The sequence below is a fragment of the Streptococcus pneumoniae genome (assembly GCA_040719455.1).
Taxonomy (GTDB): Bacteria; Bacillota; Bacilli; order Lactobacillales; family Streptococcaceae; genus Streptococcus; species Streptococcus pneumoniae_G.
Genome location: JBFDTN010000001.1, coordinates 2,128,959 through 2,146,565 on the forward strand (window position 1 = coordinate 2,128,959; position 17,607 = coordinate 2,146,565).

Annotated in this window: 9 protein-coding genes and 1 pseudogene; 9 read left to right on the forward strand and 1 reads right to left on the reverse strand. The window is 42.3% G+C overall.

Features of this window, described 5'->3' with window-relative positions; translation table 11 throughout:
- The first annotated feature begins 264 nt into the window (after positions 1-264).
- Positions 265-3,588: a G5 domain-containing protein gene (locus AB1I63_10340; protein ID MEW4355224.1), complete on the forward strand. Its 3,324-nt coding sequence runs from the start codon at positions 265-267 to the stop codon at positions 3,586-3,588.
- 163 nt (positions 3,589-3,751) lie between these two features.
- Here the strand turns inward: AB1I63_10340 and AB1I63_10345 are convergent.
- A pseudogene (locus AB1I63_10345) lies at positions 3,752-3,927 on the reverse strand (IS4 family transposase).
- Positions 3,928-4,187: 260 nt separating this feature from the next.
- Between AB1I63_10345 and AB1I63_10350 the strand changes: the two are divergent.
- The 8 genes from AB1I63_10350 (at position 4,188) to AB1I63_10385 (ending at position 17,563) form a co-directional block, all read left to right on the forward strand.
- Positions 4,188-5,576, forward strand: coding sequence for an amino acid permease (locus AB1I63_10350; protein ID MEW4355225.1), 1,389 nt, complete (start codon positions 4,188-4,190; stop codon positions 5,574-5,576).
- Between the two features lie 94 nt (positions 5,577-5,670).
- Entirely contained in the window at positions 5,671-7,131 is a 1,461-nt protein-coding gene (locus AB1I63_10355; protein MEW4355226.1) for a nicotinate phosphoribosyltransferase, read from the forward strand.
- Positions 7,128-7,952 carry an ammonia-dependent NAD(+) synthetase gene (gene nadE / locus AB1I63_10360; protein MEW4355227.1) on the forward strand — a complete coding sequence of 275 codons (825 nt, stop codon included), beginning with the start codon at positions 7,128-7,130 and terminating at the stop codon, positions 7,950-7,952. Before AB1I63_10355 ends, nadE begins: the two co-directional genes overlap by 4 nt.
- 217 nt (positions 7,953-8,169) lie before the next feature.
- The gene (pepC, locus tag AB1I63_10365) at positions 8,170-9,504 is read left to right on the forward strand and encodes an aminopeptidase C (GenBank protein ID MEW4355228.1); all 1,335 of its coding nucleotides are present in this window, start codon (positions 8,170-8,172) and stop codon (positions 9,502-9,504) included.
- 440 nt (positions 9,505-9,944) lie between these two features.
- Positions 9,945-11,909, forward strand: coding sequence for a peptide ABC transporter substrate-binding protein (locus tag AB1I63_10370; GenBank protein ID MEW4355229.1), 1,965 nt, complete (start codon positions 9,945-9,947; stop codon positions 11,907-11,909).
- Positions 11,910-12,064: 155 nt separating this feature from the next.
- Positions 12,065-14,053: a peptide ABC transporter substrate-binding protein gene (locus AB1I63_10375; GenBank protein MEW4355230.1), complete on the forward strand. Its 1,989-nt coding sequence runs from the start codon at positions 12,065-12,067 to the stop codon at positions 14,051-14,053.
- A 107-nt stretch (positions 14,054-14,160) separates the two neighbouring features.
- A protein-coding gene (locus tag AB1I63_10380) for an IS3 family transposase (GenBank protein ID MEW4355231.1) occupies positions 14,161-15,293 on the forward strand; the annotation gives its coding sequence in 2 pieces (ribosomal slippage) (positions 14,161-14,431 and positions 14,431-15,293; 1,134 coding nt in all).
- 287 nt (positions 15,294-15,580) lie between these two features.
- Positions 15,581-17,563: a peptide ABC transporter substrate-binding protein gene (locus AB1I63_10385; GenBank protein MEW4355232.1), complete on the forward strand. Its 1,983-nt coding sequence runs from the start codon at positions 15,581-15,583 to the stop codon at positions 17,561-17,563.
- Positions 17,564-17,607: the final 44 nt, after the last annotated feature.

Here is a 17,607-nt window from a genome sequence, read left to right on the forward strand (position 1 = left end):
GCTACTGGTTTGGGACATTACCAGAGACGGCTCGGATGAATCACTCCCTTGGAAGCTACAGAAATCATCACGAAGGTGCACTTCATAGAGAATGTCTTGAGGACTCTAATGTGCCCCTTGGTATGAATTACTAACTTACTTCTGCATATTAGGAGTTGACATCCGGACTGAAGATGTGATATAACAGACTAAAGCAAGCGAAGGAGGTAGCATATAGTTTAGCGGTAAAACCAAAATTACAATGGAAAAGAAGGAGGCATACACATGTCACGTAAAGTACTAAAGAAGAGTCGCACTGGACAATGGGTGGTAATAGCCCTAGCACTATTAGCCGTTGGGGTAGCTGCAGCTTCTGCACTACCTAACTCTCAGAAAACCACTGTGAGCAACTCAGGAGCTAGCTCAATCGAATCAAGCTCTAGCGAAAAGGCGAAAACCGCCGAAACAACCAAACCAGCCGCCGAGGCAAAATCTAAAGCTAAGGCAGATAAGGCAAAAGCGGACAAGGCAACTAAGTCAGACACTAACGCAATCAACAACGGCGTACGTCGCGCAGTTGAGGAAGCAGTAGCTTCACTAGCTCCGGTAAGCCCAAGTCAGGTATCAGAAGTAGACGTTCCTGTGGTTTCTGCGAAATTGTCAGAAGCTCCGAACGTCAAAGACATCCTTGCTGGCGACACACGCAGCTACCAAGAGCCACTTGCGCCTATCACTAGCTCCCGTCCTGCAACAGCTACAGTCAAGGACATCCTTCCGACTGTATCAGATAAAGACAAGGAGCCACTCGCCCCTGTCACAGATGCGGAGCCAAGCAAACCAGCTAAGCCAGCAGAGACTAACATAACTGCCAAACCAGCTGTACCTAGCACACCGGCTAAACCGACTACACCTGTAGCTCCAAGTAAGCCAGTTGAAACACCTCAACCTCCAAAAGACACAACTACTGTGGTATCTAAGGACGTGGTGGAAAAACCATTGCCTAAGCCAGAGGTGAAACCAGGTGGTGAGGTCATCAAGAGCGAGACTACTGACACATCTAGCTCAACTGTTACTGGGGAAAAACCAGCTACACCTGTCGACATACCGGCTCTACCCGCGGATACTAACACAACTGTGACTCCTGGTAACGAAGTGGTGACTAAGCCAGAAGTGCCTGCGACTCCATCTGTACCAGCTACAGAAGAGGTTGTGGACAAAGACGGCAACGTCGTAACGCCCGCAAAACCAGAAGTTCCTGGAACACCTGCTCAACCAGCAGAGACTGTTCGTGTGGACGTGTTGACTGAGACAACAACTATCGCCTACGGCACAAGCTACGTGAAGGACACTACGCTCAAGTCTGGAGAGACTAAGGTCTTGACTGCGGGAGTTAATGGTGCCATTGTGACCACATTCAACGTTACCTACACAAATGGGGTTGAGACTGGTCGTGAAGTGGCGTCTACTAACCGCACTGAGCCTGTCAACGAAGTCATCGCCTACAACGACGAGCCTGAGACTCTCAAAGAGGAAGTGGTCAAGACGACAAACACCATCGCGTATGGTACTGAGCGTCGTGCGACTACAGAACTTAAAGAGGGTGAAGAGCGCGTCATCGTGAAGGGTGTCAACGGCACAACCGAAACTACGACTAAGAACGTCTACGACGCGGGCGGCAACCTCGTGTCAACTGAGGACCTCGGAACTGTAACAATTGCAGAGCCCGTGACCGAAGTCATCGAGTACGGAGTGAAAGCTCAAGACGTGGTTGAAGTGGTGGAAGAGCGCACAAGCGAAGAGCTCAACTACTCAACTGAGACACGTGAGACTGACGCTCTCTACAAGGGTGAGACTCGTGTTGTCACTCAAGGCGTGAAGGGCTACGTAGTCAAAGTGGCGAAAATCACTAAGACCAACGGAGTTGAGACTGCCCGCGAAGTAACAGACGGCGAACGCGTCGAACCTGTAACTGAAGTAGTTGAGGTAGGTACCAAAGACCGAGTTGAGACTACTAGCGAAACCGTAACCGAAGCTATCGACTTCACAACTGAGACTCGTGAGAACGACCAACTCGACAAGGGTGAGACTCGTGTCATCACTCAAGGCGTGAAGGGCGAACGAGTTATCAAGCGCACCACGACTGTGACAAATGGAGGTACTCCTGTCGTTACGGATGAGGTGGTCAGCGAAACTCAACCTGTGAATGAAGTCGTCGAAATCGGCACTCGTGAGAAGGTGGAAACATCAACTCGTGAGGTCGTGGAAGAGCTAAACTTCGAGACTGTCGTCCGCAACAACCCTAACCTCAAGAAGGGTGAGCGCAAAGTCGTGGTGAAAGGTGAGAAGGGCCGCAAGGTCACTCGTATCACTGCTACTAACGTGGCTGGCGTCATCGTAGAACACTCTGATGTCATCGAGACTGTTGACCCAGTGACTGAAATCATCGAGGTCGGCACCAAAGAGGACATCCGCTATGAAATGCGTGTGGAACGTGAGGAACTTGACTTCGCAACTGAGACACGCGAAACTGACGCACTGTTCGAGGGTGAGACTCGTGAGGCTGTGGCTGGTGTGAAAGGTAAGAAGGCGACGACTTACAAGGACACCTATGTGGACGGCGTGAAAGTCGGAACTGAGGTAGTCGGTGAGCCAGTTGTTGTTGCTCCTGTCAACCGCGTAATCGAAATCGGTACCCGCAAAGAGAAGACCTCCGCGTCTGTAACTAATACAGAAGTGGTGCACTACTCAACGGTGACTGAGAACGACCCCAACTTAGAGGTGGGACAAACCCGTATCAAGGTCAATGGTGTCAACGGAGAGCGCGTAGTTCGCATCACACGTGTAACAGACAACCGCACTGGCAAAGTGACCGAAACCAGCGAAGTTATTTCAGAGACTCCAGCAGTCAACGAGGTCTTGGTAGTAGGTACGAAGCCGGTGATTGACGACAACGACATCACCAACAAGAAGTTCCTCACAGTGGACGAGTTCCTAACCCTTACGGAAGAGCAACAGGACGCGTTCCTTGCGAAACCTGGCAACAGCGTTCCTGGAACCTACATCTACATGAACCAAGGGGCTGACCAAGCTACACTTGACAAGGTGGAGCAAATCATCAACATCGAGAAGCTCAACCTAGAGTTTGTGCGTCTCCTCAACGAAGCTCGTGCTGCAGAAGGTCGCAAGCCTGTATCTTATGCAGGTAAGGACTCCCTAGCTCAGAAGGCCGCAACTACGCGTGCTAACGAAATGGCTGACCACGGTAGCTTACGTTACCAAGGTTTGGAGTCTGGAGTACACAAACGCCCAGATGGCTCTGGATGGAGCACCATCTACACTGACGCTGAACGTAGCTCAATGACATGGCGTGCAGAGAATGCAGTTCAGTTGGGAGCATCACTATCTGCTCGCTCAGCTGCTAACGAGGCTAAGGTGGCAGAGAAGCTGTTCTCTCAGTGGATTAAATCGCCAAGTCACAAGGCCGCAATGATGAAGCGCTTGGACAACATCCAGGTTGCAGTCGGAGTTGGTCTAGGCGCCAAATCAATCGAACCTGTGTTCAGCAGTGGCGTGACTATCGGTATCTTGGAGCTAGTTCAGTTCAACTAAGCCTAAGAGCTGGGAATTCCCCAATGTCATTAAGCTAAGATTTTAAAATAGAAACCAACTATTCCAACATGTAGCTATTTCGCTGTCATTTGGAGTAGTTTTTTCTGTTCAGAGAATTTTGAGCGCACAAAAAGAACTGCTCCTACTCCCTTTTTTCATCGATTTATGGTACTCTATGAGTGAGACTAACAACAGCTTGCGTTTTTATCTTTCTTGGGTATTGCCGATTGGTGCGAATAATAGACAATTGCTTGGCAATGAAGGTTTCTAGCTGGAAGGAAGTGATCATTTCCCTTAAAAATCTCAAGCATAAGAGGCGTCTGAGAAGCATATCTGATAATCATAACGACATGGATAACGATAAGGGAAGTTAGCCATATGGAATAAAGATCAGGATACCATGCAGTCGTTTTGATGAACTTGAGTTTTATCTGTAAGCTCCTTGTCTTGTCCTATTCCTTTTTCAATCCATTTATAATAGCTTTCATAAAAAATGATGGTCTACATTATGTTGTGATTGAAAATTTACCGAATCATTTCAGATGGTGCGATGGAGAAAATTGTGGTAGAATAGAAAAAGTTCGAAAAAGGAGGTTTCTATGACACAAGAAGAGAGTCAGAAACAGAATACAAAACAAGTGAATCAAATGGAGAGGGGGTTGCAAAATAGGCATGTCCAGATTATGGCGATTGCAGGAACGATTGGAACAGGGTTGTTCCTTGGTTCGGGTCGTTCGATTAGCTTGACAGGACCTTCCATCATTTTGGTTTACCTTATTACAGGTGGCTTTATGTATCTCATGATGCGCGCCATTGGTGAGATGCTTTATCAAGATCCAGATCAGCACACCTTTATCAACTTTATCACGCGCCATTTAGGAAAAGGCTGGGGCTATTTTGCTGGTTGGTCTTACTGGCTATCGGTTGTCTTTATCGGGATGGCAGAGATTACCGCTGTTGCCCAGTATGTGCAGTTTTGGTTCCCGACTTGGCCAGCTTGGATGATCCAGCTTGTCTTTCTAGTGATTTTAGGCATGGTCAATCTCATTGCCGTGAAAATCTTTGGGGAAGTTGAATTTTGGTTTGCCATGATTAAGATTATTGCGATCTTAGCCTTGATTGCAACGGGTGTCTTCATGGTCTTGACTGGCTTTGAAACTCCGCACGGTGTCGCTAGTCTTAGCAATATCACGCAAGGATTTGAGCTTTTTCCAAATGGAGTGATCAGCTTTGTGATGGCATTTCAGATGGTGTTCTTTGCCTATCTCATGATTGAGTTCATCGGGATTACCACGGCAGAAACAGCCAATCCTCGAAAAGTCCTGCCAAAAGCGGTGAAAGAGATTCCTTTGCGCATTATTTTCTTCTACGGTGGGGCTTTGTTAGCCATTATGGCTATCATTCCTTGGAGAGACTTGACAACAAGTGGTTCTCCCTTTGTAATCGTCTTTGAGCTAGCAGGAATCAAGTGGGCAGCTGCCTTGATTAACTTTGTCGTTTTGACATCAGCAGCCTCAGCATTGAATTCAACCCTTTATTCAACAGGACGCAATCTTTACCAGATTGCCCATGATTCGCCTAATAAATTGTTAAAAGCAATCAAGGCTGACACCTTGTCTCGTCATAATGTGCCACAAAATGCGATTATTGCATCTGCTGTCTTGATTGCCCTTGCAGCAGCCATCAGCGTTTTGCCTGGGATTTCAGATGCCTTTACTTTGATTACGGCATCCTCATCAGGTGTGTACATTGCGATTTATGTCTTGATTATGTTGGCACATTTGAAGTACCGTAAGTCCACGGACTTTATGCGAGATGGCTATATCATGCCAGCCTATCGTTTCTTTAATCCTTTGACTATCGGCTTTTTCCTCTTTGTCTTTATCACCTTGTTCTTGCAAGATTCGACAATTTGGGGAGCGATTGGATCAACCATTTGGATTTTAGGATTTGGAATTTACAGCCAAATGAAATTTAAGAAAAAATAAGTTAAGTAGCCTAAAAGAATTCTGAGGTTGGGAAAAAATCCCAACCTCATATTTTTTGTGCTATAATAGTAAGAACGAGAAAAAAGGAGTCGCTATGTTTGTAGATGATAGTTTGACCCTGCATACGGATTTATATCAAATCAATATGATGCAGGTTTATTTTAAGGAAAATATTCACCAGAAAAGGGCAGTATTTGAGCTGTATTTCCGTAAAAATCCTTTCAAGAGTGGCTATGCCGTCTTTGCAGGTTTGGAGCGCATTGTCGAGTATTTAAAGGACTTGCGCTTTACAGAGAGCGATATTGCCTACCTTCGCTCCTTGGGCTATGATGAGGATTTTTTGGCTTACTTGGCACACTTTAAGCTAGCATTAACCGTACGTTCGGTCAAGGAAGGAGACTTGGTTTTCGCTAATGAGCCTTTGGTGCAGGTTGAAGGACCTCTTGCTCAGTGCCAATTAGTGGAGACAGCTCTCTTAAATATTGTCAATTTCCAGACCTTGATTGCCAGTAAAGCCGCTCGAATTCGCTCAGTGATTGAGGATGATGAGCCTTTGATGGAGTTTGGAACGAGACGGGCGCAAGAAATGGATGCTGCCATTTGGGGCACACGGGCTGCTGTGATTGGCGGAGCAGATGGCACCAGCAATCTTCGAGCTGGTAAGAAATTTGGCATTCCAGTCTTGGGAACGCATGCCCATGCCTTGGTTCAAGTCTATGGCAATGACTATGAAGCCTTTAAAGCCTATGCGAAAACCCATAAAAATTGTGTCTTTTTAGTAGATACCTACGATACTTTTAAACTAGGAGTTCCAGCTGCGATTCGTGTAGCTCGTGAAATGGGAGATAAGATAAACTTCCTTGGTGTGCGGATTGACTCTGGGGATATTGCCTATATTTCCAAAAAAGTCCGTGAGCAGTTGGACGAAGCTGGCTTTCCTGATGCGAAAATCTATGCGTCAAATGATTTGGATGAACACACCATTCTCAATCTTAAGATGCAAAAGGCAAAGATTGATGTCTGGGGTGTGGGAACAAAGCTCATTACCGCTTTTGACCAGCCAGCACTTGGTGCGGTTTATAAGATTGTAGCGATTGAGGATGAAAATGGGCACATGCGCAATACCATAAAGCTCTCAAACAATGCTGAGAAAGTTTCTACACCAGGTAAAAAGCAAGTTTGGCGGATCACGAGCCGTGAAAAAGGCAAATCAGAGGGCGATTACATCACCTATGCAGGTGTGGATGTCTCAGCCCTTACAGAGCTAGAAATGTTCCATCCGACCTATACCTATATCAAAAAAACAGTTCGTAATTTTGATGCCGTACCTCTTTTGGTGGATATTTTTGAAGAAGGTAGATTGGTCTATGACCTTCCAGCTCTTAAAGACATTCATGACTATGCCAGAAGAGAATTTGACAAGCTCTGGGATGAGTACAAACGTGTGCTCAATCCGCAGCATTATCCAGTTGATTTGGCGCGTGATGTTTGGCAGGATAAGATGGACTTGATTGACCAAATGCGCCAAAAAGCCTATCAAGGAGAGGAAGAATGAGCCTACAAGAAACCATTATCAAGCAATTAGGCGTGAAAGCTAGTATCAATCCGCAGGAAGAAATCCGTAGATCGATTGATTTTCTGAAAGATTACCTGAAAAAACATCCTTTTTTAAAAAGTTATGTTTTGGGAATCTCTGGCGGTCAAGATTCGACTCTTGCTGGTCGTTTAGCGCAGCTAGCTATTGAAGAAATGCGGGCTGAGACAGGCGATGAGGCTTATCAATTTATCGCAGTTCGGCTTCCTTACGGCATTCAGGCAGATGAAGATGACGCCCAAGCAGCCCTACGCTTTATCAAGCCTGATGTCAGTCTCGTCGTCAATATCAAAGAGAGCGTGGACGCCATGACCAAGGCAGTCGAAGCTACTGGATCTGATGTTTCAGACTTTAACAAGGGAAATATCAAGGCCAGGAGCCGTATGATTGCCCAGTATGCTCTTGCAGGAAGCTACGCTGGTGCGGTGATTGGAACGGACCACGCAGCTGAAAACATCACAGGCTTCTTCACCAAGTTCGGTGATGGTGGTGCAGACATTCTGCCACTTTTTCGCCTCAACAAGCGCCAAGGAAAAGCTCTTTTAGCTGAACTTGGAGCAGATAAGGCGCTTTATGAGAAGATTCCGACGGCTGATTTGGAAGAAGACAAGCCAGGACTAGCAGACGAGGTTGCGCTCGGTGTAACTTATGAAAACATTGATGACTATCTTGAAGGGAAAACTATCAATCCACAAGCTCAGGAGATTATCGAAAATTGGTGGAAGAAAACTGAACACAAACGTCATTTACCGATTAGTATCTTTGATGATTTTTGGAAATAATATCAGTCATTTAGTTTTAATCTATTACGTCGTTAACTCGTCTTGCCTAACTCCAGTTATGCCTGCGACTCGTTGCCTAGTACTAAATCAAAACTAAACAACTATACTCTATAACACAGATAAGGCTGGGGAAATCCCAGCTTTTTTTCTTTTTGAGTCCGCACTTGAAGATTTTCCAAAAAGGTCTATAATAGGTTTTATAGAAAAGGAGAATCTTATGAATTCATTACATCAATCATTAACGGATAAATTTTTTGCTGATTATGAAGCTAATCGTCAATTTGCTGCGACAGAAAATGCAGTAACTCACAACGGTATCTATGCTTCTCTTGAAAAACGAAGTAGCACGGTGGAAAACGCCCCTGTCTTTTCCATTGATTTGACCAAGGACAAGGTCAGCAACCAGAAAGCCTCTGGTCGTTGCTGGATGTTTGCGGCACTCAACACCTTCCGCCACAAGATGATTGCTGGTTTCCAATTGGAGAATTTTGAACTCTCACAAGCTCACACTTTCTTCTGGGACAAATACGAAAAATCCAACTGGTTTTTGGAGCAAATCCTTGCAACTAGCGACCAAGAATTGACCAGCCGTAAGGTTAAATTCCTCTTGGATGTTCCCCAACAAGACGGTGGTCAATGGGATATGGTCGTATCCCTCTTTGAAAAATACGGGGTCGTGCCAAAATCTGTGTATCCAGAGTCGATTTCGTCCAGCAACAGCCGTGAACTCAATGCAGTTTTAAATAAATTACTCCGCCAAGATGCGCAAATTTTGCGTGATTTGGTTGCAAACGGAGAAAGTCTTGAGGCTATTCAAGCTAAAAAAGAAGAACTCCTGCAAGAAATCTTTAATTTCCTTGCCATGTCACTTGGATTGCCACCACGTAGCTTTGACTTTGCCTATCGTGACAAGGACAATAACTACCATAGTGAAAGAGGCTTGACTCCGCAGGAATTTTACAAAAAATACGTGGGTATTCAGCTAGATGACTATGTCTCCATCATCAATGCACCAACAGCTGATAAGCCTTATGGCAAGTCTTATACCGTTGAAATGCTAGGAAATGTGGTGGGGAGTCGACCTGTTCGTTACCTCAATGTGGAAATGGACCGTTTGAAAGAACTAGCTATTTTGCAAATGCAGGCAGGGGAAACAGTTTGGTTTGGTTCTGATGTCGGTCAATCAAGCAACCGTAAGACAGGTGTTATGGCAAATGGCATGTATGATTTTGCATCAAGCATGAACATCCATCTTCACCAAGATAAGGCAGGGCGTCTTGATTATAGCGAAAGCCTGATGACTCATGCTATGGTTTTAACTGGTGTTGACCTTGACGAAAATGGGAAATCTCTCAAATGGAAGGTCGAAAACTCATGGGGAGATAAGGTCGGAGATAAGGGCTACTTTGTCGCAAGTGATAGCTGGATGGACGAGTACACCTACCAAATCGTTGTCCGTAAAGACTTCTTGACCGAAGAAGAGCTTGCAGCCTATAATAGCGAGCCGATTGTGCTTGCGCCGTGGGATCCAATGGGAGCCTTGGCAAAATAAGGAGAAAAAGGGAGTGAGAAAAATCGTTATTCCGCAGAAATCGATTTTCCTCACTTCTTTGTTTCTAATCTCTAGCTAAACTAATCCACTGGATTAGTTTACTCTCACTCCCGAAACTACTGCGTCAAACTATTAAATCTATAAAAGAAGCGAGGCTGGACACTTTTGTCTTAGCTTCTTTTATGCTATAAAAGCTAACAAAACAACCACAAAAAACAGTAGAAAAAAGATAGATTATAGAAATGTCACTCGCTATATCATTTAATCAAAATAAAAAAATCCTATACTTATGCATTAAGAAAAGGATTATAACAAACAATATACATAAAATCAGCGGACAAAAAGTTTTTTTATAAAAAAAGAGTTTTCAGTCTTTACAATTGTCTGAATTTTTGCTACAATCAGAATATGTTATAAAAAATAACACAAGGAGAAATGCGATGAAAACAAAAAAATGGCTTGTAACGGCTGGTGTTCTCGTGAGTGCAGGAGTGCTGCTTGCGGCTTGTAGCGGAGGTGGCTCAAACGCTTCTGAAGAAAGTACTTATTCTTATGTGTATACTACAGATCCAGATACTTTGGACTATACATTTGCTAACCGTGCTTCCACTTCTGAAGTGACTAGTAACCTAGTGGATGGTTTGCTTGAAAATGACCAATACGGAAACCTAGTACCGTCCTTGGCTGAGGATTGGAGCGTTTCAAAAGACGGTCTTACTTACACTTATAAACTTCGTAAAGATGCCAAATGGTACACATCTGAAGGTGAAGAGTATGCAGATGTGAAAGCTCAAGACTTTGTGACAGGGTTGAAACACGCGATTGATTCTAAATCTGAAGCTCTTTATATCGTTGAAGACTCTATCAAAGGTTTGAAAGACTACGCTGAAGGTAAAAATAAAGATTTCAGTAGCGTTGGTGTCAAAGCTGTTGATGATTATACAGTAGAGTACACCTTGAACGCTCCTGAGACTTACTGGAATTCAAAAACAACTATGGGAATTCTCTTCCCAATCAACGAAGAATTCCTAACATCAAAAGGAAAAGACTTTGGATCTGCTAAAACAGACAGCATCCTCTCAAATGGTCCATACCTGTTGAAATCATGGGTTCCTAAATCTTCTATGGAATATGCGAAAAATCCAAACTACTATGACAAGGACAATGTGCATATTGACCAGGTGAAATTAGCTTTCTTTGACGGATCAGACTTAGAATCTTTAGCTCGTAATTTCAAAGATGGTTCTTATACAGCAGCGGTTCTTTATCCAAGTACAACTAGCTATCCAGCTATTGAAAAAGAGTTCAAAGATAATATCTATGTATCTCAACAAGATGCGACAACTTACTATATGACCTTCAACTTAGATCGTAAGGCGTATAAGTACACTTCTAAGAAAGACGATGCTCAAAAAGTAGCGACAAACGAAGCGATTTTAAATAAAAACTTCCGTCAAGCTATCAAATTTGCCCTTGATAAGACTGCTATGGCTGCGCAAACCAACGGTGAAAAACTAGCCAATGCCACTCTTCGTAATACTCTTGTACCACCGACTTTTGTATCCGTTGGTGACAAGACTTATGGCGATGTTGTTGGTGAGAAGTTAGTAAACTACGGTACAGAGTGGGCAGATATTAACTTGGCAGATGCGACCAATGCTTATTACAACCCAACAAAAGCCAAAGAAAAAATGGCTCAAGCCAAGTCTGAGTTGGAAGCAAAAGGTGTACAATTCCCAATTCACCTAGATCTTTTGGTTACTGAAACCGATAAGAACGACGTGGCACGTAACAGCTCTATCAAACAATCTATCGAAGCCGCTCTTGGAGCTGAAAATGTCGTGATTGACCTTCAAAATAAATCTGAAGATGATGTGAATAATGCAACTTACTTTGCGACAACGGCTGCTCAAAAGGATTATGACTTCGGTGTTAGTGGATGGGGACCAGACTTCCAAGACCCATCTACATACTTGGATATCCTAAATACCACAAACGGTGGAACGCTCCAAAATAGTGGTTTGGAACCAGGGCAAGACAATCCTAAGATTCAAGCAGTTGGCCTTGATAAATACACTGAGATGTTGAAAGAAGCTAACAAAGAGCAAGATGTCAAAGTGCGTTATGAAAAATATGCAGAAGCAGATGCTTGGTTGCAAGATAGCGCCTTGATCATCCCAACCGTTTCTAGAGGTGGACGTCCACAGCTTTCTAAAATTGTCCCATTCTCATCTCCAACTTCTGATGTCGGAACCAAAGGTGATCCAACAATCTACAAGTACAAAAAAGTTCAAAAAGACATTGTTACTGCAAAAGATTACGAAGCAGCGCGTGAGAAATGGATGAAAGAAAAAGCTGAATCAAATGCTAAATACCAAGAAGATTTAGCAAAACACGTGAAATAAATAGAAAAAGATTAGAAACAGGAGTGTTTCTAATCTTTTTTTGGACAAAAATGGATAATATGTGCAATTATGCAATATTTTTCAGAAAATTCATTGAATTCTGTTTCTTTTGTGATATAATTCGCTTACACATAAAAAACAGATGGAGGTTTAGGATGAAAAAATCAAAAGTTTTAGTCCTAGCAGGAATTATCTTGCTAAGTGCAGGTTTGTTAGCAGCGTGTTCGGGCTCAGATTCGAGCTCATCTTCAGGTGGAGAGAGTAAGACATTTTCCTATGTCTATCAAACAGATCCTGAGAATTTAGACTATATTACCTCAGGAAAAGCTGCTACTCATGATTTGACATCAAATGCTATTGATGGTTTGCTTGAAAATGACCAGTTTGGCAATCTTGTTCCCTCTATGGCAGAAGATTGGACGGTTTCAAAAGATGGTTTGACCTATACCTATACGATTCGTGAAGGTGCTAAATGGTTTACATCTGATGGTGAAGAGTATGCTGATGTTGTAGCCCAAGACTTTGTAACAGGTTTAAAACATGCAGCAGACAAAAAGTCAGAAGCACTATATCTTGTACAAGATTCTGTGAAAGGATTGGATGCCTATGTTAAAGGAGAAAATAAGGATTTTTCCAGTGTTGGGATTAAAGCCTTAGATGATCACACAGTTCAGTACACATTGAATGCTCCAGAAAGCTACTGGAATTCTAAGATGACAATGGGGATTATGTATCCGCTCAATGAAGAATTCTTAAATTCTAAAGGAGATAAATTTGCCCAATCAACGGATCCATCCAGTATTTTGTACAATGGACCATTCATCATCAAAGCTATTACAGCTAAATCAGCAGTTGAATTTGCAAAGAATGAAAACTATTGGGATAAGGACAATGTCCATGTTGATGCCGTTAAACTATCTTACTGGGATGGTTCGGATCAAGAATTACTGGAGCGGAATTTCTCCACTGGAAATTATAGCCTAGCTCGTCTCTATCCGACAAGCTCGAACTATACAGAAGTAGAAAAGAAATACAAAGACAATATTACTTATGCACCACAAAATGCTTCTAGCTATGTAGTGGCGACAAACATTGATCGTCAAGAATATAAATATACCTCTAAAACCACAGATACTCAAAAGACCTCTACGCGTAAAGCCTTGTTAAATAAAGATTTCCGTCAAGCACTGTCATTTGCCTTTGACCGTCATGGCTATGCAGCTCAGACCAATGGAGACGAAGGGGCAGACAAGATTCTTCGGAACATATTTGTACCACCAACATTTGTCAATATCGGTGAGAAATCATTTGGAGATGTTGTAGAATCGAATCTAAAAGGAATGGGTGACGAGTGGAAAGACATCAATCTAGCAGATGCTCAAGATGGACTTTACAATCCAGAAAAAGCCAAGGCAGAATTTGCCAAAGCTAAAGAAGTTCTTCAAGCTGAAGGAGTGGAGTTCCCAATTCACTTAGATGCTCCAACGATTAAAGTGGATAAATTGAGGGTGGCTCGTATTCAATCGTTGAAACAATCCATTGAAAAAACATTAGGAGCTGATAATGTTGTCATTGATATTCAACAGTTAAGTGAAGATGATGCGCAAAATGCGACTCTATTTGGTGCAAAAGCAGCAGATGAGGATTGGGATATTTCAGATATTGTTGGATGGAATCCAGACTTCCAAGACCCATCTACTTATCTTAACATTATGAAACCATCTTCGGGAGATAATACACGGATCTTCTTTGGATTTGATGCTGGAACAAATAATGTAGCAGCAAAACAAGTTGGACTAGATAGGTATGAAGAGCTAGTCAATGAAGCAGATGCTGAGAAATTAGATTTGAATAAACGGTATGAAAAATTTGCAGCAGCCCAAGCTTGGTTGACAGACAGTGCTTTGATCATTCCGACTATTTCTCGTGGTGCCTCACCAACCTTGCTTCGAGTAGAACCATTTACCGCCCCATTTGCATATAGTGGCAATAAAGGAGATGCTAACGTTGTTTACAAATACTTGAAAGTTCAAGAAAAACCAGTGACCACTGAAGAGTACAACAAGGCTTATGAACAATGGCAAAAAGAAAAAGCTGAATCAAATGCTAAATACCAAGAAGATTTAGCAAAACACGTGAAATAAAATCATCACATAAAAAGGAAAGCTAAAAACGATACTGCCCCCATAAAGTGAAACCAAAGAAAAACACTCCATGAATTCTACTATAATAGAATTAGGAGTGTTTTCTTATGGTCAAAAAAGCATATTCATCAGACATAAAACTAGCTTGTATCGAAATGAAAAAAGCAGGTAAATCCAATAAGGTTATCATGGAAACCCTAGGGATAAAGAATGATAGTCAAATTTACACATGGTGGAAATGGTATCAAAACAATGAACTTCACCGCTTTTACCAACCTGTCGGAAAACAATATACTTACGGTAAAGGGATGACAGAATTACCTGAGATTGAACAATTAAGATTAGAGGTAAAGCTGCTAAAAAAGTATCGCAGCTTGATAAGGAAATCGATAAAATAGCCCTTATCAAGCTTGTAGAAGACTATAAAGCTGACTATCCAATCCCGATGATTTTGGCTTGTTTTGGTGTGGCAAGATCCACCTACTATCGCTGGAAATCTGAACCGACAATGGTAAAAACGATGGATGATGTCACTGAGAAGATTGAGATATTATGCCTTGAAAATGGCTATATTTATGGTTATCGAACCATTACACGGCTTTTAAAAAGCAGATATGGTTTGACAGTGAATCACAAAAAGGTTTATCGTATCATGAAACAAAATGGTTGGCTTTGCCGTGTCAAAACAAAGAAGGTCCCAAAACTTGGCAAACCTTACTATGTCACTGAAAATAAGCTCAGTAGGGACTTCCAAGCCAAACAACCTCTTCAAAGATTGGTTACGGATATCACTTATCTCTATTTCGGAAACTGTAAACTTTATCTCTCGTCCATTATGGATTTGTATAACCGAGAGATTGTAGCTTATACAATTTCAGATAGTCAGGACACAGACTTTGTTTTAGATACGTTAAATCAGTTGGATTTACCGAAAGGAACACTCTTACACAGTGATCAAGGATCGGTCTATACCTCTAAAGCTTATTATCAGACATGCACAGAAAAAGGCATTATCCGCTCCATGTCCCGAAAAGGAACACCCGCAGATAACGCCTGTATTGAATGGTTTCATTCCGTCCTAAAGTCTGAAACCTTCTATCTCCATAACTGGAGAAACCTAACTAAAGATAGTATAACAGATATTGTCAAAAATTACATCGTATTTTATAATGAAACGAGAATTCAACGGAAATTAAAAGACCTATCCCCTATAGAATATAGGAAACAGGTCTCAAAATAGTGTTTTTCTTAGGTCCCATTATTGGGGTGCAGTGCCAACTTTCCTTTTTATAATATGAAAGAAGTATAAAAAATTGGAGATAGTCATTTAGTTTTCATATATAACATCGTTCACTCCAGTTCTACTTGCTACTCGTTGCTTCCTACTAAATCAAAAGGAAACAGCTATCACTCTCTAAAATAGGCAAGTAAGGGGTTTCAATCAAAAAAATATTCAGAAAATTTATTGGACTTTAAGGTTTATTTATGGTACAATGAAAACAATATAACAGTAAATGGAGAATTGCTATGGATAAAAGCAAATTATTAGCATTAGCAGGCGTAAGCTTGCTCAGCGTTGGTTTCTTGGCAGCTTGCTCAGGCGGCTCTGACTCTTCAAAGGGTGATAGCAGCACGTATTCGTATGTATATACGACAGATCCTGAGACCTTGGATTATATTGTTTCAGGAAAAGCTTCTACTCATGATTTGGTAGCTAGCACCGTTGATGGACTTTTGGAAAATGACCAATATGGCAACTTAATTCCATCTCTTGCCGAAGATTGGAAAGTCTCTAAAGATGGCTTGACTTACACTTACAAACTTCGTAAAGGTGTCAAATGGTACACATCAGAAGGTGAAGAATACGCAGAAGTAACGGCTAAAGACTTTGTGACAGGCTTGAAACATGCTGCTGATGGAAAAGCCGAAGGTCTTGTTTTGATTCAAAGCTCTATCAAAGGACTTGATGACTATGTAACAGGGAAGTCAAAAGACTTTGAGACAGTTGGTGTGAAGGCACTTGATGACTACACTGTTCAATATACTTTGAACCAGCCAGAACCTTACTGGAATTCAAAAACAACGTCTGCGACTCTCTATCCGCTTAATGAAGAATTTGTAAAATCAAAGGGTGATAAATTCGGACAAGCAACAGATCCTAGCTCGATTCTCTATAATGGCCCGTTCTTGTTGAAAGCACTTGTTTCAAAATCATCCGTTGAATATGCTAAAAATGAAAACTATTGGGATAAAGATAATGTCCACTTTGACAATGTAAAATTGACTTACTATGATGGTCAAGATGTGGATACCTTGGGACGTGGTTTCGCAGATGGAAACTTCACAGTTGCCCGTCTCTTCCCAAATAGCTCAAACTATGCTAATGTAGCTGAGAAGTTTAAGGATAATATCTACTACACATCTGTGGCAGCTGGAAGCTATGGTATGAGTGTCAATATTGACCGTCAAAGCTACAACCACTCATCTAAGACAACAGATGAAGAAAAGATGTCAACCAAGAAAGCTTTGCTCAATAAAGACTTCCGTCAAGCCCTTAACTTTGCCTTTGACCGTAAATCTTATATCGCTCAAGTCAATGGCGAAGAAGGAGCAGAACTTGCTGTTCGTAACATCTTTGTACCTTCAAACTTCGTTCAAATCGGTGAGAAAACCTTTGGTGATGTCGTTGAAGAAAAAGTGGCAAGCTATGGCGATGAGTGGAAAGATGTTAAATTAGCGGATTCTAAGAATACTCTTTACAATCCAGAAAAAGCGAAAGCTGAATTTGCCAAAGCTAAAGCAGCCCTTGAAGCAGAAGGCGTGAAATTCCCAATCCACTTGGATATTCCAGTTGCAGAAACAAGTAAGAATGCAGTGCTTTCCGTTCAATCTTTGAAACAAACGATTGAAAAAACTTTGGGCGCAGAAAATGTCGTGATTGACATCCAACAAATGTCACAAGATGAGTTGCACAACATCACTTACTATGCTGCAAATGCAGCAGCCGAGGACTGGGACTTGTCAACAGCAGTTGGTTGGAATCCAGACTATGCAGACCCATCTACTTATCTTGAAATCTTTAGAAGTACAGAGGCAGAGCATACCAAGACTTACCTAGGATTTGAAGGTGCAGATAATGCAGCTGCAAAACAAGTTGGACTTCAAGAATTTGATAAATTACTGGATGAAGCAAATGCTGAAACACAAGACGTTGCGAAACGTTACGAAAAATATGCAGCAGCTCAAGCGTGGTTGACAGATAGCTCACTTGTCATTCCATATCAAGGTGCGCCAGGTGGAGCTCCACAACTATCTCGATTGAAACCATTCTCTGGTGCTTATGGTGAGACTGGTAACAAAGCGAACTCAACTGATTACTTCAAGTACAGACAGCCAAATGGCGGTGTCGTTACGAAGAAAGAATACGACGAAGCGCGTGAGAAATGGCTCAAAGAAAAAGCTGAGTCAAATGCTAAAGCACAAAAAGACCTTGAAAGTCACGTAGAATAAAGCGTTCACTGGAACTTTCTCCTAACCCGAGGAAGTTCTTTTGA